The sequence below is a fragment of the Brevibacillus sp. IT-7CA2 genome (assembly GCF_949767855.1).
Lineage (GTDB): Bacteria > Bacillota > Bacilli > Brevibacillales > Brevibacillaceae > Brevibacillus.
In genome coordinates this window covers 19256-40304 of record NZ_CATKQT010000012.1, presented here as the reverse complement: position 1 = coordinate 40304, position 21049 = coordinate 19256, and the positions used below count along the sequence as shown (strand labels likewise).

The 21049-nt window shown below is 48.0% G+C and carries 23 protein-coding genes; 20 read left to right on the top strand and 3 right to left on the bottom strand.

Annotated elements, in window-relative coordinates; all coding sequences use genetic code 11:
• Positions 1–3 precede the first annotated feature (3 nt).
• Complete coding sequence (locus tag ACM6JA_RS10670; protein ID WP_414852282.1) at positions 4–711, top strand: glycosyltransferase family 2 protein; 708 nt, start codon at positions 4–6, stop codon at positions 709–711.
• Positions 712–716: 5 nt separating this feature from the next.
• On the top strand, positions 717–2900 hold the full coding sequence (locus tag ACM6JA_RS10665) for a glycosyltransferase (protein ID WP_414852281.1): 2184 nt from the start codon (positions 717–719) through the stop codon (positions 2898–2900).
• Between the two features lie 80 nt (positions 2901–2980).
• On the opposite strand, the gene ACM6JA_RS10660 is transcribed toward ACM6JA_RS10665, so the two are convergent.
• The gene (locus tag ACM6JA_RS10660) at positions 2981–3169 is read right to left on the bottom strand and encodes an H-type small acid-soluble spore protein (protein ID WP_017252179.1); all 189 of its coding nucleotides are present in this window, start codon (positions 3167–3169) and stop codon (positions 2981–2983) included.
• Positions 3170–3314: 145 nt separating this feature from the next.
• Between ACM6JA_RS10660 and ACM6JA_RS10655 the strand changes: the two genes are divergently transcribed.
• The 6 genes from ACM6JA_RS10655 to ACM6JA_RS10630 all read left to right on the top strand — a co-directional run bounded on the left by ACM6JA_RS10655 (position 3315) and on the right by ACM6JA_RS10630 (position 7024).
• A complete protein-coding gene (locus tag ACM6JA_RS10655) occupies positions 3315–3791 on the top strand; it encodes a MarR family winged helix-turn-helix transcriptional regulator (RefSeq protein ID WP_414852280.1) in 477 nt (158 codons plus the stop codon).
• A gap of 76 nt (positions 3792–3867) precedes the next feature.
• Positions 3868–5052 carry an ArsA family ATPase gene (locus tag ACM6JA_RS10650; protein WP_414852279.1) on the top strand — a complete coding sequence of 395 codons (1185 nt, stop codon included), beginning with the start codon at positions 3868–3870 and terminating at the stop codon, positions 5050–5052.
• An 11-nt stretch (positions 5053–5063) separates the two neighbouring features.
• Positions 5064–5243 (top strand): hypothetical protein, encoded by a 180-nt coding sequence (locus tag ACM6JA_RS10645; RefSeq protein WP_414852311.1) that lies wholly within the window; start codon positions 5064–5066, stop codon positions 5241–5243.
• Positions 5244–5268: 25 nt separating this feature from the next.
• Entirely contained in the window at positions 5269–5619 is a 351-nt protein-coding gene (locus tag ACM6JA_RS10640) for a DUF6463 family protein (protein ID WP_414852278.1), read from the top strand.
• An 85-nt stretch (positions 5620–5704) separates the two neighbouring features.
• On the top strand, positions 5705–6451 hold the full coding sequence (locus ACM6JA_RS10635) for a YwqG family protein (protein WP_414852277.1): 747 nt from the start codon (positions 5705–5707) through the stop codon (positions 6449–6451).
• 21 nt (positions 6452–6472) lie between these two features.
• Complete coding sequence (locus tag ACM6JA_RS10630) at positions 6473–7024, top strand: NADAR family protein (RefSeq protein WP_414852276.1); 552 nt, start codon at positions 6473–6475, stop codon at positions 7022–7024.
• Between the two features lie 312 nt (positions 7025–7336).
• Here the strand turns inward: ACM6JA_RS10630 and ACM6JA_RS10625 are convergent, their stop codons facing one another.
• Complete coding sequence (locus ACM6JA_RS10625; protein ID WP_414852275.1) at positions 7337–8494, bottom strand: serine hydrolase domain-containing protein; 1158 nt, start codon at positions 8492–8494, stop codon at positions 7337–7339.
• Between the two features lie 210 nt (positions 8495–8704).
• Between ACM6JA_RS10625 and ACM6JA_RS10620 the strand changes: the two genes are divergently transcribed.
• Entirely contained in the window at positions 8705–8908 is a 204-nt protein-coding gene (locus ACM6JA_RS10620) for a hypothetical protein (protein WP_409175270.1), read from the top strand.
• A gap of 114 nt (positions 8909–9022) precedes the next feature.
• Here the strand turns inward: ACM6JA_RS10620 and ACM6JA_RS10615 are convergent, their stop codons facing one another.
• A complete protein-coding gene (locus tag ACM6JA_RS10615; RefSeq protein WP_414852274.1) occupies positions 9023–9541 on the bottom strand; it encodes a hypothetical protein in 519 nt (172 codons plus the stop codon).
• 213 nt (positions 9542–9754) lie between these two features.
• Here ACM6JA_RS10615 and ACM6JA_RS10610 point away from each other — a divergent pair, with 213 nt between their 5' ends.
• From ACM6JA_RS10610 to ACM6JA_RS10560, 11 genes are all read left to right on the top strand, one after another.
• Complete coding sequence (locus ACM6JA_RS10610; protein WP_414852273.1) at positions 9755–10477, top strand: amino acid ABC transporter ATP-binding protein; 723 nt, start codon at positions 9755–9757, stop codon at positions 10475–10477.
• Positions 10478–10518: 41 nt separating this feature from the next.
• The gene (locus ACM6JA_RS10605) at positions 10519–11331 is read left to right on the top strand and encodes an ABC transporter substrate-binding protein (protein WP_414852272.1); all 813 of its coding nucleotides are present in this window, start codon (positions 10519–10521) and stop codon (positions 11329–11331) included.
• 68 nt (positions 11332–11399) lie between these two features.
• Complete coding sequence (locus ACM6JA_RS10600) at positions 11400–12086, top strand: amino acid ABC transporter permease (protein WP_193375271.1); 687 nt, start codon at positions 11400–11402, stop codon at positions 12084–12086.
• Between the two features lie 27 nt (positions 12087–12113).
• A complete protein-coding gene (locus ACM6JA_RS10595; protein ID WP_414852271.1) occupies positions 12114–12845 on the top strand; it encodes an IclR family transcriptional regulator in 732 nt (243 codons plus the stop codon).
• Positions 12846–12975: 130 nt separating this feature from the next.
• A complete protein-coding gene (locus tag ACM6JA_RS10590) occupies positions 12976–14025 on the top strand; it encodes an ornithine cyclodeaminase family protein (protein ID WP_414852270.1) in 1050 nt (349 codons plus the stop codon).
• A gap of 33 nt (positions 14026–14058) precedes the next feature.
• Complete coding sequence (locus ACM6JA_RS10585; protein WP_414852269.1) at positions 14059–15180, top strand: aminotransferase; 1122 nt, start codon at positions 14059–14061, stop codon at positions 15178–15180.
• 105 nt (positions 15181–15285) lie between these two features.
• A complete protein-coding gene (locus ACM6JA_RS10580; protein ID WP_414852268.1) occupies positions 15286–16701 on the top strand; it encodes a YfcC family protein in 1416 nt (471 codons plus the stop codon).
• Positions 16702–16717: 16 nt separating this feature from the next.
• Entirely contained in the window at positions 16718–17863 is a 1146-nt protein-coding gene (locus tag ACM6JA_RS10575) for a M20 metallopeptidase family protein (protein WP_414852267.1), read from the top strand.
• A gap of 16 nt (positions 17864–17879) precedes the next feature.
• On the top strand, positions 17880–18860 hold the full coding sequence (locus ACM6JA_RS10570; RefSeq protein ID WP_414852266.1) for a threonine ammonia-lyase: 981 nt from the start codon (positions 17880–17882) through the stop codon (positions 18858–18860).
• Between the two features lie 118 nt (positions 18861–18978).
• Entirely contained in the window at positions 18979–19866 is an 888-nt protein-coding gene (locus ACM6JA_RS10565; protein ID WP_414852265.1) for a LysR family transcriptional regulator, read from the top strand.
• A gap of 268 nt (positions 19867–20134) precedes the next feature.
• Positions 20135–20413: a hypothetical protein gene (locus ACM6JA_RS10560; protein ID WP_007726550.1), complete on the top strand. Its 279-nt coding sequence runs from the start codon at positions 20135–20137 to the stop codon at positions 20411–20413.
• Positions 20414–21049 lie beyond the last annotated feature (636 nt).

Here is a 21049-nt window from a genome sequence, read left to right as displayed (position 1 = left end):
AAATTGGCAAAACAACGAATAGAGGGTCTCGTAAGTGTCGTGATTACCAATTTCAACAGGGCTGCTTATATACGTGAATGTTTAGACAGTATCCTCCAGCAAACCTATGAAAATTGGGAGATTGTCCTGATCGATGATGCTTCGACGGATCATTCCGTAGAAGTGGCCAGAGAATGGTTGGAAGAGAGTAAAAGATTTTTTCCAGGAGACAATCAGGTACTGATTCATGCGCTCCCTCGCAATATTGGCTTTGCGGGTGCCATTAACGTCGGGCATTACCTGAGCAGAGGTGAGTTCATCGCGAATCAGGACTCAGATGACTTCTCTCACGTCTTGCGCCTTTCGCGGCAGGTTGAATATTTAAAAAGTCATCCCCAGATTGATTTGGTCGGTACGAATTATTACGCGTTCCCCTCCGATCATCCGGAAAAAAAGGAGCTTGCTGCATGGATCAGGTACGGTGATGACATTCGCAAGGTATATGGGAACGGCGGACACTGTGTCTGTCACGGAACCTGCATGTTTCGGGGACGCTTGTTTGACCAGATTGGTGGCCCGACGCGGAGGATCGACGGTGCGGAAGACTACGAATTTGTTGCAAAAGCCTTGAATGCGAGAGCAGGCGTGAATAATATCGCCGAAGCACTGTATTATTACCGAACCCACTCTGAGCAGCGTTCGGCCCAATATTATCGGAAAAAGGGGGTGTAAAAAAATTGGATAGTAGTAATGATCGAATATTGATGGTGCTGGACAATTTGAGAACAGGCGGAACTGAGACACATGTTCTTAGCATGGGCAAAGCGTTGAGAAAAAAAGGCGTCCAACTGTTTTATGCAGGCGGCAACGGCCCCCTCTACCAAGAATTTGTCGATGCAGGCTTTTTGGTCGAACCAATAGAATCCGCACGTGAGCCGCTCCAGGCACGCAGACAGCATCTGACCGAGTGTTACCGTGCATTCATGAAGAAGCATCGTATTACCATCGTCCATGTGCATCAGACCCCTTCAGGATTTCTTGCCGCTACGGCAGCCAATGAGCTCGGCATTCCTGTCGTATTCACCTTGCATGGAACGTACTACCCAAAGGATGAGGCGATAAAAGTAGCCCAGCTCTGCTCCGCCGTTATCAGTGTGAGTAAACCTGTCCAACTATTCTGGCAAAAGCGAGGGGTAAAAACCACACTCATTTCCAATGGGGTTGATGTGGAAGAGTTCCAGTCTGGCTCTGCAAGTAAGGCTGATGTGCCGTCATTGCCGCCTGATGCCACAGTGGTAACGTATGTCAGCAGGCTGGCTTGGCAAAAAGCGACGGTGTGCAACATGGTGTTGCGGGCAACCAAAACGTTGCGCAGTGAAATCCCCAACTTGCATATCGTGGTGGTGGGTTCGGGTGCCCAGGCCGTTCATGTTCATGAGCTGGCAAAAGCGCTGAATAAAGCCGCAGGGCAGCCCTATATTCACATTGTGGGGGAGCAAACCGATGTCCGGCCGTATTACGCCATCAGTGATTTGGTGATTGGAACAGGGAGGGTCGCACTCGAAGCGATGGCGTGCGGAAAGCCTGTGCTTGCGATCGGTAATCATGGCTACGTCGGTTTGGTCGAACCTTCGTCTTACGAGTTGGCTTGGGACTGTTACTTCGGTGACCACTCCTCTGTGCAGAAGCCGTCTCCTCTGTTGATCGACAGTGCTCTGCGTCAAGCATGCCGCGACCGGAGTCAATTGAAGGAAATAGGAGGTCAAGGAAGAGCGTGGGTACAAAACCATTTTCATATCACGCAAAAATGTGCCTCCTTGCTTACCGTTTATGCGCAAATAAAGAATGGAGGGGGGGCGACAAGTATGAAAAAAATTTTGTACGTTGGCTGGTTAGGGTTCAACAATTTGGGCGACGAGCTGATGTGGCATGCCTTTTACGATTTGTCATGCAAATACCTCGACCCTACACAATACAAGGTAATACCTTCCCTGCCCGGGGTTGATCTGAAGGATGTAAGCGCGTATGACACCGTCGTTTTGGGAGGAGGTTCGCTCCTCATCCCGGGGTATGTGGATGTAGCTTATCGTGCTGTTGAACAGAAAAAAAATCTATGGGTCTGGGGAAGCGGGTTTGACTCACAAGATCAAGTCGTGCTGGATTCTTCCGGCAGATTGACAAACAAGCTAATAACTGGCCAAGATAAAATGAGCCACATGTTGCAAAAAATCGCCGAGCACGCCACGTTTTTTGGTGTACGCGGACCACTTACACTTCAATACCTCCAGCAAGCGGGAGTGGGAGAAAGGGCAGCGATTAGCGGAGACCCGGGGATGCTACTTATTCCTGCATCCTTGCCAACAGTGGTAGATAAAAGCAAGAGATTCACGATTGGCATCAACTGGGGTACGTCCTATAACCGGATTTATGGGAAAAACGAGAATGGAGTAGAGGATGCACTGGTATATGCAGCCAAGAAGCTGATCAGGGCAGGCTACGATATCCACTTGCTCACCATGTGGGGACCAGATCGGGAAGCCATAAAAAGACTGTACAAAAAAATCGACGATCCAGCTCATACGATCCTCGACCTGGAGCTGCACGATCATACGCGAATGCTGCAGCTGATGAAAGGCTTTCAGGCGACAATCAATTTTAAGTTGCATGCCAATGTGCTGAGTGCCGCTGCAGGTATTCCGTTCGTTTGCTTGGCTTATCGCGTTAAGGGCATCGACTTCGCTTATTCACTGGATCTGCCGGAGCTCCTCGTGCCAACAGACGAGCCACAATTAGGGGAACGAATTCTTTCTTGCACCTGGGAGGCCATCGCACGTAGGGAGCAGATCGCAGCAAAATTGGCGGCGAGTCAGAAAAAAATGATCGAGAATTTGGAGCAGCCGTTCATCCAAGGCTTGCTGTAAGTCCATTTGTACAATGAAAAAGAAGACAAGGGGACCTGTGAATTTGCTACAGGTCCCCTTATACGTTGTCGTGGCAAAAATCAGTACTCACCGTGCTCTCGCAAGCTGGCTACAGGAACACTCATCTCCTGATCCGGCTGGTTGAGCGGGTAAATCCTCGCCATGTCGTTGTCATCATCGATGTGCTGGATGTATACGGGTATTCCATCGCAAGTAACATTCGCCATAACGGGTGAAGCGGCGATTTCTTTCGCGCGCTGTTTATTCATTTTGATTCCTCCTGTCATATGTAACAGCTTTAATATGTACGTCAGCCCAGCAAGGTATACTTTTTGCGCCTGTTGACATCACCTAAAATATGTAATAAATTGAAGAGGAAGTTACTACGAAATCGTACTAAAAGGAGTCACCGGTATGCAGCAACTATACGACCTCTTTCTGAAAACCGGTTTGCGTCCGTTCGCCTTTATGTCCGATACGATGCAGCTGGAAGAAAAACTGACTCGTTCTGATTTGTCGACACTCCTCATTTTGCTGTTCCGCGGAGATTTGACCATGTCAGAGCTGGCTGCAGAGATGGGGGCGCCGCTTAGTTCGATGACCAGCATCGCGAAACGGCTTGAACGCAAAGGATACATCGCGAGGGCTACCTCTGTAGAGGATCAACGGGTGAAGCTCGTCACGCTGACACAACCAGGCAAACAGCTCGCTAAAGAATCAGAGCAAATGATGCTGACGATGCTGGGCAGGCTTCAGGAAGCATTTACACCGGAAGAAATGGAGCAATTCACTACCCTTTTACTTAAGGCAGCCAAGGTATTTCAGGAGGGAGGCCCTGTCAAGCCTCGTGAAACAAAGGTTCGTTCCATCAAGATCAACATTGAAGAATAGTCCGTTCGAGCCTGCTTCTTTTTTTGTCTAATTACTACGAAATCGTATTAAATGGATCGTGAAGGAGAGAGTCGAGATGAGAATCATCATCTACACCGGCAAAGGTGGGGTTGGGAAGACGAGTGTTGCAGCAGCAACGGCTGTTAAGCTGGCAAAGCAGGGAAAGAGGACGCTCGTACTCAGTACGGATGCCGCACACAGTTTGGCTGATTCATTGGGGACTGTGATCGGACCAGACCCCGTATCAATCAGCGAAAATTTATGGGGCCAAGAAGTAAACAGCTTGCGGGAAACCGAGCGCAACTGGGGGGCAGTACAGGGATGGCTGACAACACTGCTCGACAAAGCACAGCTGACTGATATTACAACGGAGGAAATGCTCGTTTTTCCTGGCATGGAGGAATTGTTCAGTTTGCTACAGATCAAGGAACACGCCATGAGCGGGCAGTTCGACGTCCTGGTAGTAGATTGTGCCCCCACTGGGGAAACACTGCGTCTGCTCAGTTATCCGAACGTATTGAATTGGTGGTTGGAGAAAATTTTTCCGACGGAGCGCAAGCTGATCAAACTCGTTCGCCCAGTGGCTAAGATCGTCAACAAAGTAGAGCTTCCTTCTGATGATGTGCTAGACAGTGTCGAGCAGCTCGCTCGAGGGCTGGAGGAAATGCAACGAATTGTTTTGGACCCGGAGATTACATCAGTGAGGATCGTAGTAAACCCAGAAAAAATGGTGCTTGCGGAAGCAAAGCGCTCGTTTACGTACCTGAATCTGTTCGGGTTTAATACGGATGCCATCATCGTAAATCGGGTGCTTCCGGATGAAGCGGGAGAGGGATTTTTTGCCCACTGGCGAGAGCTGCAACGAAAGTATGAGAACGAAATCGTGGAAAACTTTCAGCCGCTGCCGATTTTGAAAGCACCGATGATGCCAAAAGAAGTGATTGGCCTGCCCATTCTAGAAGAATTGGCTGATATCGTTTTTGGAACAGAAGACCCGTCCGCCAAGCTTTATCAGGGCAGAACGGAATTGATTCGAGAAGTGGACGGCGAGCTGCATTTGGAGCTGATGATTCCTTTTGTGGATAAAGATGCCTTGGATTTAACGCAAACAGGGGATGAATTGACCGTAAATGCGGGTGCCTACAAGCGAAAAGTCATCTTGCCACGAGTAGTAATGGGACGACAGGTTACGGGAGCGAAATATGCGGAAGATCGGCTGATCATTCGTTTTAGCGCAAGGGAAGGGGCTGCCCAGCATTGAGACGTACTGGATTGAATAAGATGCTGACGATTCTCGGGAACATGGAACAGCATGGAACCGAGCGACATGTGAAAAATGCCTGCAAAGAATGGCTACTCGCATCGCGGTCAGTTATCGACAGCGTGATCGATGCGTTACAGGATGAACAAGACCGTCCGAGAGCTCACAAAATTAACATTTCCAAGGAATAGGCCAACTTGAGAGGAGAGAAATGAAATGGTACATGGGATCAAGCGCCAAATGGGTTTCACTCTTATCCTGACAGGACTGCTGCATACGGTTGTCGGTCTCTTTTTCTACGCGGAGCCACTTCAGCAGATCATCGCAAACGGCTTTTGGAATGCGGTAGGGCAAGAGGGAGATGCTGCTTTCTGGTTTATGATGTTTGGCTTTTTGTTGATGTTGCTCGGATATATGGCGGATTGGCTGATGAAAAAGAAGGGAATGGAGCCGCCGACTACCTTCGGGTGGACGATTCTTGGCATATGCGTGGTCGGGGTGATTGCCATGCCTGTATCGGGCTTCTGGCTAGCCTTACCACAGGCAGGCATCCTTCTGCGTAAGTGATGTAAGAAATTTGCGGATAGGTAGATGGTTCAGATAAAATGAATGTAACCATTTTCCATATGTTTCAATATCCGAGGTGATTTTCATGAACTTCTTAGATGCAAATAACCAATGGACCCCAGAGTTTTTGGAACACATCCAAAAATCCGCAAAGTCATCCATCAAGCTCACGCTGACGAAAGAAGCGGCTACCTTAACGGATAGCAAGGTGGGCGGAAAGCCTTGGCTGCCGCCACAAATGCCATATCCACAGGATGAAGCTGGAAACGACTACTTGTTTATCGCACAAATCAACTGGGCGCAAATGCCGCGACTCGATGGCTACCCTGCTTGTGGATTGACCAGTTTTTTTGTCAAGGAGGATGATACGTTCGGATTGATGGACCAATCCTTTCAAGTGCTTCATTTTGAAGAGGTCATGGACACACAGGAAATAGACCCCTTTCAACCAGAGGAACCTGACGTGTACAGTCCGGTACTAGGTGGGCCATACAAACTGACAGGAAAACTAGAGACGCAGTACGTCCCACATCGAGATCCACAGGCGGTGAATTTTCAGCTTCCTACCGACGAGGATGATCAAGTGGCCTATTCGAAATATTGGGACCTCGCTGATGCAAGCGGATCACGGATTGGTGGATATCCCTACTTTACCCAAGCATATTTGAATCAGGATGGTTGGGAGCTGCTCCTTCAACTGGATATGGAGGGCGACCACTACGATTACTATGTGTCGTGGGGAGATAGCGGAGTGGGCAACTTCTTCATTCGCAGGGAGGATCTGCTTCGTCGGGATTTTTCGAAGGCTTCGTATACATGGGATTGTTTATAAAAGAAAGACGGGGATAGCGAAATGGAGCCAATACAAGACTTACAAACCTTAATCAAAGAATCTCAGAGGACCAGAGTGAAATACCTGTTCTTTTGGGGACATACACAGAAGGAGTCAGGCACAATCGATAAATCTTGCTTTAGCCAATGGTATCCGGTCGCTTTTGTAGAGGATGGCATCACGTACCTGACCGCAGAACATTACATGATGGCGAAAAAGGCTGAACTGTTCGGTGATCTTGCTATTCGTGATGAAATACTCAGGAAAAACCATCCCAAACAAGCGAAGGAATTGGGACGAAAGGTTCATTCCTTTGACGAGGCTGTGTGGAATGCGAACAAGACAGCGATCGTTCGCCAGGCAAACCTATTAAAATTCAGCCAGCATGCTGATTTGAAAGCATACCTCTTGGACACAGGTGACCGCGTTATTGTGGAAGCGAGTCCTTATGATCGGATATGGGGAATCGGGATGGCCCAGGATCATCCGCATGCAGAACAGCCCGAAAAGTGGCGGGGAGAAAATTTACTCGGTTTTGCATTGATGGCAGTCAGGGAGCAGTTACGTTCGTGATCAGGATTATCAAAATCGGCGAAGAGCCTGTCGAGCAGGTTGCCCATCTTTTTTTGGGGGAGCAAATAGTTGTAATTCATCAGATACAGAAATAGACGTACAAATACGCCATTCTTTCCTATGATTCTTCAGAAAGAATAGCGTATTTTTTCATTTTAGGGAGGATTTTGTTTTATTAGCTTACTAGCATTGGTTGCCACCGAAATTCCAAAAACACCCAAATTTATTCTTTAGAGTAAGTTAGGGGTTTTTGGACCGGAAAGGTATTAACTATAAAAACTATGACAAAATTTATCGGGTTTTCCTTTTTGCCTACTTGCTAAATTCTGTAAGTAAAATATTTTTAAAGTTAGCTTTACCCATACTGTTCAAATTGACGGTCAACATATGCTTGCCTCCAAGTGTACCCCCAACAAGAGTAATAAACCCTGGAATGCTACCTGTATGTCCCCATATCGAGACACCGTTTGGAAGCTTAGTTTCATAGATTCCAAGACCATATCCGCTGATTTCAGCACTTCCTGTAGGAACTGTAGTAAGCATTTGTTTTAATTGCTGTTCCTTCAGTAATTTGCCACTGAGTAAGTAAGAGAAGAATTTATTTAAGTCGTCAGCAGTAGAAATCATATCTCCAGCCGAGCTAGCTATACTTGGGTTATAATAAGTAACGTCTTTTAGCTCACTTGCTCCGTCTGGTTGGAAATATCCACGGGCATGCTTGGTGCCTGGAATAACGCTTGAATTGCCAGGTAGGAATGTATTCGACAATTCAAGCGGTTCAATAATCCGATTTTCAATCTCTTCCGCATAGCTGTTTCCGGTTATTTTTTCAATAAGGATACCCAGTAATACGTATCCTGTGTCTGAATAAGACCAGCCCTTTCCTGGGGCAAAGTCTGGAGGCAGAGAAAGCCCAATCTTTACTAATTCTTCAGCGGTATATGATTTTTTGGGATTCATCATATCAGCGTCTTTTGACCTTAAGTATTCAGCGATACCACTTGTATGGTTCAATATCTGCCGGATAGTAATCTGGTTACCATCATATCCGTTTCCTTGAATGACACCAGGCAACCATTTTTCGATGGAGTCGTCTAGATTCAGCCGGTTCTCTCCAGCTAATTGAAGTACAACTGTTGCGGTGAACGTCTTCGTCACGCTGCCAATGCGAAAGCGAAAATCTGTTTCCATTGGTTTCTTAGTGCTCAGATTCGATACCCCAGCGGCGTAACCCCATGTTTTTCCATCCTCGGAAGTTTTAGCGAGTATCCCCGGGATTCCAAGTTGCAATGTATCCCGCATTGCTTGCTTGACGGAATTACGATCTCGTTGAGTGCTTGTTTGTAACGAACTAGATACATTTTGAGTGGGCTCTGCTTTTACAATTGAGGTTGGCGTTGTGTATAACAGGGAACTTCCTGCTATTAAAAGGGCCAGACTTGCAAATGTAATTTGACTACGTCTTTTCATAAGGCATTTCTCTCCTCTATTCATATTGTATAGGTGGTTGCTTGCTGTAAGTTAACTGGTTTGTTTTTCATATATAAGACATATCTGTTCCGCCTTTCACGCCTCGTTATTTTTTTATCATACACAATGAAAATCTCTTTTTTTCTTACGCATTCCTTACAAAATACTTACGTTTAAAATAGCTTCTATAATAGGGTAGAAGGAGCATCTGTGCCGGAAAGTTCAAAGTGGCCGGGGGTGTTGGCAATCACGATCTGTTTAAAGCAAGTTCATATGTACAGCTTTAGGACATGGCCGGAATCGGCGTATGGAATGATCCTGACCTGGGACCAGTCCTTGATCGAGTTAGCCCAAGGGACACAAGTGTTGAACACAGATGGGAAGCTATTTGTCTTTACACGAAAAAGTGGTTGAGCAGACATCGTGCTGCTCAACCACTTTTTTCTTTATTGCACAGAAAACCCAGCTTTGACCTGCTCCAAAGACATAACCATCTGCCCATATAGCTTCCCGTCTGGAGTTGCTGGATCATAGGGATTGGACTGAGGCAAGGAAACGACGTATACCAGCCCATGTGTTTTTGCCAGTACATCTCCCAGTGGCGGTCCCTCCATTTTGGACAGGTGATTCCAATGTGGTACCGTCATGACAAAAATGGTGAGGAACGAGGATTGCCCTTCCTTTCGCTGATTTGGGAGCGAACATAAAATGCGCTTCGTATTTCGTAGGCACATCCAGCTTGCCCGCCAGTGGCTGTTGGCGAGGGGGACGCTTAGTCGTCGAGGAGAACTCCTCCACGATGTAATTTCCCGTCCAAGAGGGAGGAATGGTAAACGTAAATGTCTCGGTGATCGGGATCGGCACGGTGAACTGATTGTTTATGGTTCGACCTTTGATCTCATCAGTTGTCGGTCTTTTCACTTCTGGCTCAGGGTCAGATGGAGCCGCTTGCTGTGGTGGTGGTGCTGCTTGTGGACCTGGCAGCGAACAGGCGGAGAGCAGAAAAATGATGATGAGTCCTACATAGAAGTACGTTGCTACTTTCATCACGGTCCTCCTTGATGTATAAAACACTCCCATTTATTCATTCCACGCAAGGTGGAAAACTATCCCATATTCCGATCGTGAATATTTATTCAATAAAACATATTTTTCTTGAATATCAGAAAATATATAATTATAATTTAAATCAGAAATCATTTCCGATATTCGGAAAAAGGAATACGCAATTCATCCGGGAGATAAATGGGGGATAGCAGGATGATTGAGGTTAAGCAGCTTGTAAAATCTTTTGGCCCGTTAACCGTGTTGAAGGGCGTTACGCTCACGGTGGAAGAAAAGGAAGTTGTCGTCTTGCTTGGAGCCAGTGGTTCAGGCAAAAGTACTTTGCTTCGATGTTTGAATTTTCTGGAATTTTATGACGGTGGAGAGATTCGAATCGGTGGTCAGCAGATTGATCCACACAAGACGAATCTGAATCAGTTCCGCGCCGAGGTCGGCATGGTTTTTCAGCACTTCAATCTGTTTCCGCACAAGACTGTTTTGGAAAACTTGATCGAGGCACCTGTTCACGTCAAAGGGATGAATGCAACAGAGGCCAAACAATTAGCGTACGAGCTCCTGAAAAAAGTGAATATGCTGGATAAGGCCGATGTCTACCCGGACATGCTCTCCGGTGGACAAAAGCAGCGGGTTGCCATCGCCCGGGCACTTGCCATGAAACCGAAGATCATGCTTTTTGATGAGCCGACCTCTGCACTCGATCCCGAGCTCGTCGGTGAAGTGCTACAGGTCATGAAGCAGCTCGCCAAAGAAGGAATGACGATGATCGTCGTGACGCATGAAATGGGGTTCGCTCGTGAAGTAGCAGATCGGGCGGTGTTCATGCACGATGGACAAATCCTGGAGCAGGGACCGCCGAGTGAATTCTTTGAAAATCCGCAGCATGATCGTACCAAGCAGTTTTTAGGCAGCATCCGTTAACATCCACTAAATATAGAGATGAAAAACAGGGGGAATCACCAATGAAAAAACGCGCAAAATGGTCCGGAATTTTGTTGTCTACTGTTCTAATGGGCTCGTTGTTGCTCTCTGCTTGTGGATCACAGGAAAGTGCACCGGCAGCAGGTGGACAAGCTTCTGGAGACGGTGGAAAGAAAGATTTTACGTACGCCATGAGTGGCGTGTACAAGCCGTTTAGCTTCAAGGAAAACGGGCAACTGACTGGCTTTGATGTAGAGATCGGACAAGCGCTGGCAGAAAAAATGGGCATGAATGCAATGCCTATCACCAATCCATTCGAAACGATCATCCCTGGTCTGGACGCGAAAAAATACGACGCTGTCATTGGGAGCTTGACTGTCACACCAGAACGTCAGAAAGCTGTTCTGTTCACCAATCCATACTACCGTTCCGGTTCGCAAATTTTCGTGCAAGAGGGCAATACAACAATCAAGAGCAAAGAAGATTTGAAAGGCAAAAAGATCGGCGTAGTGAAAGCATCCAACTACTTGGATTGGGCGAAAAAGCTGACCGATGAAGACAAAATCACTCAATATGATAGCGATATCACCGCTTTACTCGACTTGCCGACAGGACGTCTCGATGCGGTTATTACGGACCAGGTAGTTGGCTTGCGATTCATTAAAGAAGGCGGCGGAAAAGTGATTGATGTAGGCGAACCCCTCAGCTTTGACGAGCAAGCGATTGCTGTGCGCTTGGGTGACCAGGAGGCAGTGGAGCGGATCAACAAGGCGTTGGACGAGATCGTCAAAGACGGTACTTATGAAAAAATCAGCCAAAAATGGTTTGGCCGCAATATCCTGCAAAAACAATGAGTGGGCAACGGGGTGTCCGTGATGGACGCCCCCCTTTTTAACGCTTCATGTGAGGAGGATTGAACGTGATTATTGATATTTTTCTATCCAGTTATCCCCTTTTTCTAAAAGCGACATGGCTCACGGTTCAGTTGACGGCGGTTGCGCTGGTGCTCGGTTGTGTGGTAGGTCTTGTCATCGCCTTTTTCCGGATATCGGATTCCAAAGTATTGAACTACATCGCACACACCTACATTACCGTCATTCGCGGAACGCCATTGATCGTACAAATTTGTATTCTGTACTTCGGCTTGGCGAATATGGTCACGCTGTCGCAGTTTTGGGCAGGGGCCATCGCGCTGGCAGTTCATAACGGTGCGTATATTGCGGAAATCTTCCGAGGCTCCATCCAGTCCATCGACCGTGGGCAGATGGAAGCGTCCAGGTCACTCGGGATGTCGTACCCGTTGGCGATGCGCAGAATCATTTTGCCGCAGGCGTTCCGTCGGGCGATCCCATCGCTTGGCAATCAATTTATTATCGGGTTGAAGGATTCATCGTTGGTCGCCTACGTAGGGATGCAGGATTTATGGGGAACCGGTCTCGGTGAAGCAGCTTCCAACTACAAGCAGCTAGAGACGTACATGGTTGTCGGTTTGTACTATCTCGTTCTGATCATGATCTTCTCGTATTTTGTTAACAAGCTGGAAGCACGGCTGGCTACAGGAAAAGCCCCCAAAAAACAAACGAAAGACAATAGTAGCGTGGCAGCGTAACTTTTTGTCATGGAGGACGAAAGAAGGATGGTTCAATCAGTCGAACGGGCGATGAAAATTATTCGGGTACTGATTTCAGACGAAAAACATGCTTGGCCGATTTCGGAGCTGGCGAGCGCAACGGGTCTACCAATCAGTACGCTCCACCGTTTTCTCGAATCCATGATCCAGTTCGGATTGGTTGAGCAGGACCCAGTCACCAAGCATTACAAGCCGGGATATACATGGATGGAAATCGGTTTTATCCTGCATGAAAAGCTGAACCTGCGGGCTGTAGCGAGACCTTTCATGGAGGAGCTGGCGAATGAAGTCGAGGAGAGTATCTTCCTCAATGTATTGGCGGGGGCGGATTCGATGCCGATCGAAAAAGTAGAAAGTCCACTGAAAATACGCATAGACGAGAACCTGGGGGAGCGGATTCCTCTCACAATCGGCGCCCCTAGCAAAATCATTCTCGCGAATTTAAAGCAGGATGCGATTACAAGAGTCGTTTCAGCCCAGCTTGCGACAGACAAGCAGCCGTCATTTTTGGAGCAGCTGAGCGAAGCCAAGAAAAGGGGCTATGCGATCAGCTACGAGGAGAAGACGGAAGGCACCATGGCTGTTGCTGCTCCGATCATCGGCTACGGAAATCAACTCGTCGGAGCGCTCTCGATCAACGCCCCGTGCTTTCGGGTGACAGAAGATCGATTGCCCCTACTCATCGAAAAAGTGAAACGCCAAGCTACGACGATTTCGGCAAGAATCGGCGGAGCATAAGCAAACCCTCCATTCCAGCATCTGTTGGTGGAGGGTTTGCTTTTTTTAATATTAACCATTGGATCTTTCAATTTTTTCGCCCTGAAAAACTGTGTTAGTGTGAAAGAAACAGTGGGGAGGGGAGATAGACATGTTTCCATTTCGCGTCATCAATCAGGAAACTACCGAAGATGTGCTAGATATGGCCAGCGTGATTGAAGTGGTCGAGCAAGCCTATCAAATGAAATCGAGTCAGCAGGCGACGTTGTTTCCGCTCATTTTTCATGAGTTCGTAGAAGGTAGAGCCGACATGGATATCAAATCCGGTCATTTGCCGCAAGCCGATATATTTGGACTCAAGCTCGTCTCGTGGTTCGGTGACAATGACAAGAAAGGCCTGCCACAATTAGTTGGAACGGTGATGGTATTGGACAGCCAAACTGGCGTACCGCAGGGGATTTTGAGTGGAGAGCACATTACTTGCATGCGTACGGGAGCTGCCGGTGGAATCGGTGCAAAGTATTTGGCACGTCCCGAATCGGAGAACCTGCTGATAGTAGGGACGGGGCACCAGGCTCCTTTTCAAATCATGGCGACCTTGATGACGATGAAGCAGATCAAGCGGGTGTACATTTGTAATCCGCGATCACCAGAAAAGGCGCAAAGCTTTGCCGCCAAAATCAAAGAAAACCTCTTGACCAGATTCGTCTCCAAATATACAGGAGAAGAATACGAGTGTTATGCCAGCCGTTGTGACGTGCAGTTTATTGCAGTGGACAACCTCGAAGAAGCGACTAGACAAGCAGATATTATCATCACGGCAACCTCTTCACGTGAACCGATGATCCAAGAGGACTGGGTAAAGCCGGGGACGCATATTACCTGCATAGGGGCAGATATGGAAGGAAAACAGGAAATCGATGAACGGCTTTTTGCAAAAGCGCGCGTCTTCGTTGATGATGTAAGACAGGCTGTACGCGTGGGAGAGACGAAGGTAGCTGTAAAAAAGGGCCTGATAACAGAAAGCGATATCGCAACAGAGATCGGCAATGTCATCCCCGGTCATGCCCAAGGACGACAACATGTAGGAGAAATCACGATTTTTGACAGCACAGGGATCGCGTTCCAAGATTTACTGACAGCTGCACACATTTTGAAAGTGGCGGATAAGCGCGGTGTAGGTACGATAGTTGATCTGTAAAAGTGAAAGAATAGGATAAGGAGAGGAACGACGATGAGAATTGCACCTTTTAAAGTGGAAGAATGGATGAACGCCTACGAGATGGAGGCTGTTTACAATATTGCCGAGACATGCGTCGATTCGCTGACGGTAGAAGAGTTGATTCGCCTTTCCGATGAGCCGGAAGATTTTTTCCGCGAGATGGCCCAGAAGAAGCTGACGTACGGTCATATCGAGGGTTCGCCGGAATTCCGCAACCTCGTCGCGAGTATGTATCAAACGATGAAGCCGGAGAACATTTTGGCGATGAACGGGGCGATCGGAGCGAATTTTCTTACCTTGTTCTCGCTCGTTACGTCTGGTGACGAAGTAATTACCGTTCATCCGACGTATCAGCAAATTTATTCAGTACCGGAGTCGTTCGGAGCGCAGGTCAAGCTGCTCAGACTTTTGCCGGAAAATGATTTTCTGCCTGATCCGGGTGAGCTGCGCTCGCTCGTTACAGACAAGACCAAGCTGATCTGTATCAACAATCCGAACAATCCATCCGGAGCTTTGATGGGTGAAGGGTTGCTGCGAGAAATCGTAGAGATTGCCCGCTCCGTAGATGCCTACCTGTTGTGTGACGAGGTGTATCGCCATTTGCACCAAGACCCGGAGGTTGTGGTGCCATCTATCGTCGACTTGTACGAAAAAGGGATTGCGACAAGCAGTATGTCCAAAGTGTTTTCATTGGCGGGCTTGCGTCTGGGATGGATTGCAGCACCTCAGGATGTGATCAAGAGCTGCTTTACGCACCGCGATTACACCACCATCAGCTGCGGGATGCTGGATGACATGCTGGCTGTCCATGCACTAAAAAACCGCGACAAGATCATGGAGCGCAACCTGAAGATCGTGCGGGACAATCTGCAGATTCTCGATGAGTGGGTAGCGAAGGAGCCGTTGGTCTCTTACGTCAAGCCGCAGGCAGGAACAACCGCAATGCTCAAGTACGAGCTGGATATCCCTTCGGAAGCGTTTTGCATTGATCTGTTTAAAACGACAGGGGCGTTTTTGACACCAGGCAGTTGCTTCGACATGGAAGGGTGGTTACGAATCGGGTACGCCTGCTCGACGGAAGTGCTTCAAGTAGGTCTATCAAAAGTATCGGAGTTTTTGGAGTCACGCAAATAAGGGATAAAGCGGGAGTATCTCTTCGGTGGAAGAAAAGAGACACTCTTATCCTAGTATTTTTACATTCTGGCATTTCTGATCACGATACCGAACTGGGGGGATATCATGAGTCAGCCTAATGTAGATTTGCAGCCGAAAAAGCAGAAGAAACTGTGGGAAGTCAATGTGTTCGCGTTACTTTTTGCCGTGATTGCGATTGCGGTGATCCTGACGTATATTTTGCCTGCTGGAGAATACGGACGAGTCGAGGTAAACGGCAGGAGTGTAATTGATCCACAGTCGTTTCAGTGGATTGAATCATCTCCAGTCAAACCGCTCGGGCTGGTAAACAGCGTGCATACCGGTTTGGTGGAAGCCTCAGGCATTATCTTTTTTGTATTGATAATTGGCGGAACATTCGGTATTTTAACGGCTACTGGCGCGATTGAAGCGCTCATAGTCACACTATCGCGCCTACTCAGGAATGAAGAGAAGTGGCTGATTCCCATCATGATGCTGTTTTTTGCGGCAGGCGGCTCGCTCATGGGAATGGCTGAAGAAACGTTACCCTACATCGCGATCATGATTCCGCTGGCAATTGCTCTTGGTTTTGATGCAGTGACTGGTGCTGCCATTGTGCTGGTAGGAGCGTCGGTCGGTTTTACATCTGCACTAATGAATCCGTTTACGGTGGGGGTTGCCCAAGGCATCGCCGAGCTGCCCACTTTTTCGGGAATGGGTTATCGAATTGCTGTTTTTGTCGTGATGTATTTCGTATCGACTGCATTCGTCCTGCGGTATGCGTCGAAAGTCAAACAAGACCGTTCGCAGGGCTTCTTCGGATTGTTTGAAGGGAAAAGCACGGCGGAGCTTTTGCGTGAAGATTTGAAGTTGACGGCCAGACATAAAGGAATCTTGGCTTGCTTTGTTCTCAACTTTATCGTGTTGGTCTTTGGTGTCATTCAATATGGCTGGTATCTCACCGAGCTATCCGGAATCTTTCTGTTGCTGGGCATCATCATCGGAATCGTGGGAAGACTCGGCATCAACGAAATGGTAGACAACTTCATGAAAGGTGCTGCTGGCCTGATAGCCGGGGCCTTGGTCATTGGAGTTGCACGGGCAGTTGTTGTGGTGCTTAATGACGGTCACATACTAGATACGATTCTTTACTATTCTGCTGGTGTCTTGAATCAATTGCCTAGTGCACTTACAGCGTTTGGCATGCTCGTCCTCCAAACCGTGATCAGCTTTATTGTTCCGTCCGGCAGTGGAATGGCTGCTTTGACCATGCCGATCATGGCGCCTTTGGCAGAATTAGTTGGCGTTACGCGTCAAACCGCGGTTCTTGCCTATCAGTTCGGAGATGGCATATCCAATATCTTTATCCCGACCTCCGGCTATTTTATGGCTGGTTTGGCTTTGGCTGGCATCCCGTGGTTACGCTGGATGAAATGGATTATGCCGCTGATTCTGATGCAATACGGGATTGCGACAGTCGCTGTCGTCGTCGCGCATCTGATTGGTTATGGACCATATTGACGGGAGGAGATCATGAATGGCACTTTGCACACCAACTCTTGCACAATGGGCCATCAGTGAACGGCGATACTTGCATCAATATCCAGAGCTGTCTGGTCAGGAGTATCAGACAGCGGCCTATGTTCGGAAGTATTTACAGGAATGGAAAATTGAACTGATCCCATGTGAGCCGCCGAATGTGGTCGGCATTTTGCGGGGGACGGATGGAAAGAAAACCATTGCGTTAAGGGCGGATATGGATGCACTACCGATCGTTGAAGAGGGAGAGAAGCCGTATCTCTCGAAAAATGAAGGTGTCGCTCATGTATGCGGTCATGATGGACATACGGCCATTTTGCTAGCAGCAGCCAAATGGCTTTCGGAAAACCGCGCAGACGTAGCACCAAATGTGCTTTTTCTATTTCAATCCTCAGAAGAAATGCTCCCTAGTGGAGCGCAAGCTATCGTTCGTCAAGGTGCGATTGATGATGTGGACGCTGTCTTTGGGATGCATCTATGGCAGCCTCTTGAGAAAGGAAAGATCGGAATCAGTATGGGTGCGATGATGGCGTCTGCTGATGACCTGCGCATCGTCATAACCGGACGTGGAGGACACGGCTCGATGCCGCACGAAACAGTCGATCCGATCTATGTGGCGAGCCAGGTGATTAACGCGGTACAAGGAATCGTGGCGCGCAGCGTCAATCCGATCGAACCTGCGGTCATTTCCATCTGTCGGATGGAAGCTGGCTCTACCTATAACATCATCCCGAATCAGGCCGTTTTATATGGAACACTGCGGGCACAGTCAGAAAAGACGAGGCAACTCTTGGCTCGCGAGCTGAAGCAGACGATTGAGACATTGTGTGCGGCATGGGGCGCAGATGCCGAAGTCATGGTAGATTGGGGGACCCCACCTGTTGTCAACGATGAGCGGATGAGTCGATTCGTTGCTGATGTCGTAACCGATCAATTTGGCAAGAGCAGTCTTGCTTATGTGGAGCTGGTCATGGGTGGTGAGGACTTTTCTTACTATTTGGAGCGCAAGCCTGGCAGTTTTATTTTTATCGGAATGCGTGGAGAAAAGAGCAGCTATCCCCACCATCATCCGCGTTTTGACATTGATGAGGATGTTATTCCGACTGCTGTCGAGCTATTGATTCAATTAGTAAAAAGATTTTAACAAGGAGGAGTAGTTCATGTCGTTGTCCGTATCCTTTCTCGATATTGTAAAAGCTCACAAGAATCTCAAGGGGCAGGTTATCCATACCCCGTTGATTTCATCACCCGCGCTGTCTGCCATCGCAGATGCTGATGTATGGATGAAGCTGGAATGTCATCAGAAAACAGGATCATTCAAGGCGCGCGGTGCGCTTAACAAAATCGCATCTTTGACGGAAGAGGAGCTGGCTCGGGGCGTTATTACCGCTTCAGCAGGAAATCATGCACAAGGTGTCGCGTATGCGTCTTCGTTAAAAGGCGCGTCGGCCCTGATCGTCGTGCCAAAAACAGCTCCCGAGACCAAAAAAGCGGGCATCAAGCGCTACGGTGCGGAGTTGGTCGTGTATGGAGACAGCTATGATGACGCAGAAAGCCATGCCTATGAGCTGGCGAAAGAAACAGGGCGCACGTTCGTCCACGCCTTTGAAGACAATGAGATCATAGCAGGGCAAGGAACGGCAGCGCTGGAGGCTCTTTTGGAAGAGCCGGATTTTGACGTCATTCTCGTACCTGCTGGCGGCGGAGGGTTAATTTGCGGAGTGGCGCTCGCAGCAAAGGCAATCAATCCGGATGTGCAGGTGATTGGGATTCAGACATATGCATCTCCGCCATGGTACTACTCGTTCCGCGAAAAGCGGTTGGCTGAGGTGGTATACAGCGATTCTCTCGCAGATGGTCTTCACGGGGGAATTACACAAGGCAATCTGGACTTGGCTCTGCAGATCATCGATGACTTCCTGCTCGTGGAGGAAGAACACGTTGCCCAAGCGATGAGCTGGCTGGCAAAGGAGCATCATCTGATGGTGGAAGGCTCAGGGGCGGTCGGTGTCGCTTCGCTTATGCAGGGAACTGTGCCCGATCTGGAAGGGAAAAAGGTGCTGACGATTGTGAGCGGCAGTAATGTAGATGCTGGCAAGCTGGCGGAGATCATAGGGAAGCACGCATACGGTATCGGTTGAACATAGAGCCACTCTCGGCTACACTTTTTCTAACAGAGGTTGTTCAATAAGTCGTCTTTTTGAACACGTACTTACACGAAGAATGGGTGTCGTTCGGTGAGGGAGTGGATAATCAATCATGGAGTTACGCAATCTGAAGACATTTCAGGTCGTTGCCGAGCATTTGAACTTGACGAAGGCTGCAGAGCAACTCGGATACAGCCAGCCTACGATTACGCTCCAGATTCAAGCGTTGGAGCGGGAGCTGGGACATCCTTTACTCAATCGAGTAGGCAAGCGCACGTTTTTGACACCGGCCGGAAAAATAGTGAAGCAGCATACGGATCAGCTTTTCTACGTTCTCCAGCACATGACGGAGGGACTTAATCATTTAGACATGCCAGTAGGTCCGCTTGTCGTTGCGGCCCCAGAATTTTATTGCATCCAATACATGCCCCAAATTCTGAAGGCGTATGTGGAAACACACCCACAGGTAAATCTGCAGGTAATTTCTTGTACCAGTCAGGAGACGTTGAAGAAAATCCAGGCCCACGAGGCAGATATTGGGATCATTGCGGGCACCACCTTGCAATCGGGTATCCACTCGAGCGTGGTAGACTTAGAACAATTCACCCTGATTGCTTCTCCTGATTTGATAAGGGAAAAAACATTGGCAGACGCACTTGTGACCTTCCCCTTTTTGTCCTATCAGGAGGGGTGCAATCTCGATGAATTTATTACTCAATGCCTGTTGGAATTAAACTACATCCCACCCTCTGTCATTAAATGCAGCAGTGAAGAAACCATCAAACGATCAGTCCTGAATCAAACAGGCATAGCCTTGCTCAGTAAGGTTCTCGTGGAAAAAGAACTGCGAACAGGCGAACTGATCGAGCTGTTCCGCTTTTCCAAGAAAGCAGAAACATCGCTAGTCTGTTTGGAACGCCGAAGAGAAGAGCCTGCGATCCAGACCTTCATGGAGCTCGTCAAAGACGTTTGGTTATCGGTAAGAGAAGAGAAGTCATGACAAGGAGCTGTCTAAGTAGTCCCTCAAAAGTAAAGAAGCTGGAAAAAACGGTTTCGTTTTTATTGGCTGAGTCTGACGTTTATACGATTTGAATGTAGGGGCAAATTATCTCTTGGAAACAATATTTTCTTCTTGCACCTCTAAAGCGAGGGTTGTTTGCGTGATATAATTTTTATTTCTTTCATTTTACAAGAAGAGACGTTTTTGTGTGGAACGGCAATGATATAGTAAAATGACAGAAGGTAAGAGAAATAGGAGATGACAACAAATGAGTAAGCAAGTAAACGAAACCGAACTCGTTTTGCATTTAGCTACCAAAACAAAAGTAGACCCGCAAAAAATCATGATCGTACTCAAGCATGAGCAAGCGTACATGAACAGTGCGAAGGCAGATGCAAAAGGTGATGTCGACGTTGATTTTGATGATCTCGTAGATTACATCATGGGTAAGTCAGATGTGAAGCTGGATGAGATCACCGTCGAGAAGATCCTGGATGTAGAGATGGAATACTTGATTAAAAAAGGAATCGCTGGGTACATAGACTAATATAGGACGTCTGGTTATCAGGAAAAAAAGAGTAGTGTTCCAAGCACATTTCCCCTGTAGAGGGTGATGTGCTTTTTTATTCTCACAACGCAAAAGGGTAATCATGGTAAATCTGAAAGACGGTGGCTGCGGTGGGGAGAAGAATATTTCCAGACTAGGCTCAGTGCTCCGTCCCTCAGGGAAGCATGGACTGCCCGCTCCGAAGGGATTCGCAGGGAAATGCAAAAGTGGTAGCCGCTTCGCCGCACGTGCACGGTTGCATTTCTTTTACCCGCTAATCCCTTCTCCGCTCGGTAGGACTCCACAAGTCGCTACGTCTGGAAATATTCTTCTCTGTCGTGACAGATATGATTCTTCAATCTTTTAAGGCATTTAAGTCCGGTCTAGCAGGGAAAGTTCGTAGAGGAAACAGGAGAAAACAGCGAAGATCTTTGGTACACCGACCGAGACGGAATGCAAAAAGCGAAACACGCTCTTAAGCGTCCACCTCTGAAACACATCCTGAATGGACCACTTTGGACGCGGTTTCGCTTTTTGCATGGAGTCGGGCAGTGAATCCCTCAGCGGGTGGGACAAGAATCTGAGCGTTTTCTCCTGTTTCCTCCCCACCACAACAGCGTGAAGACTATGTTTTTA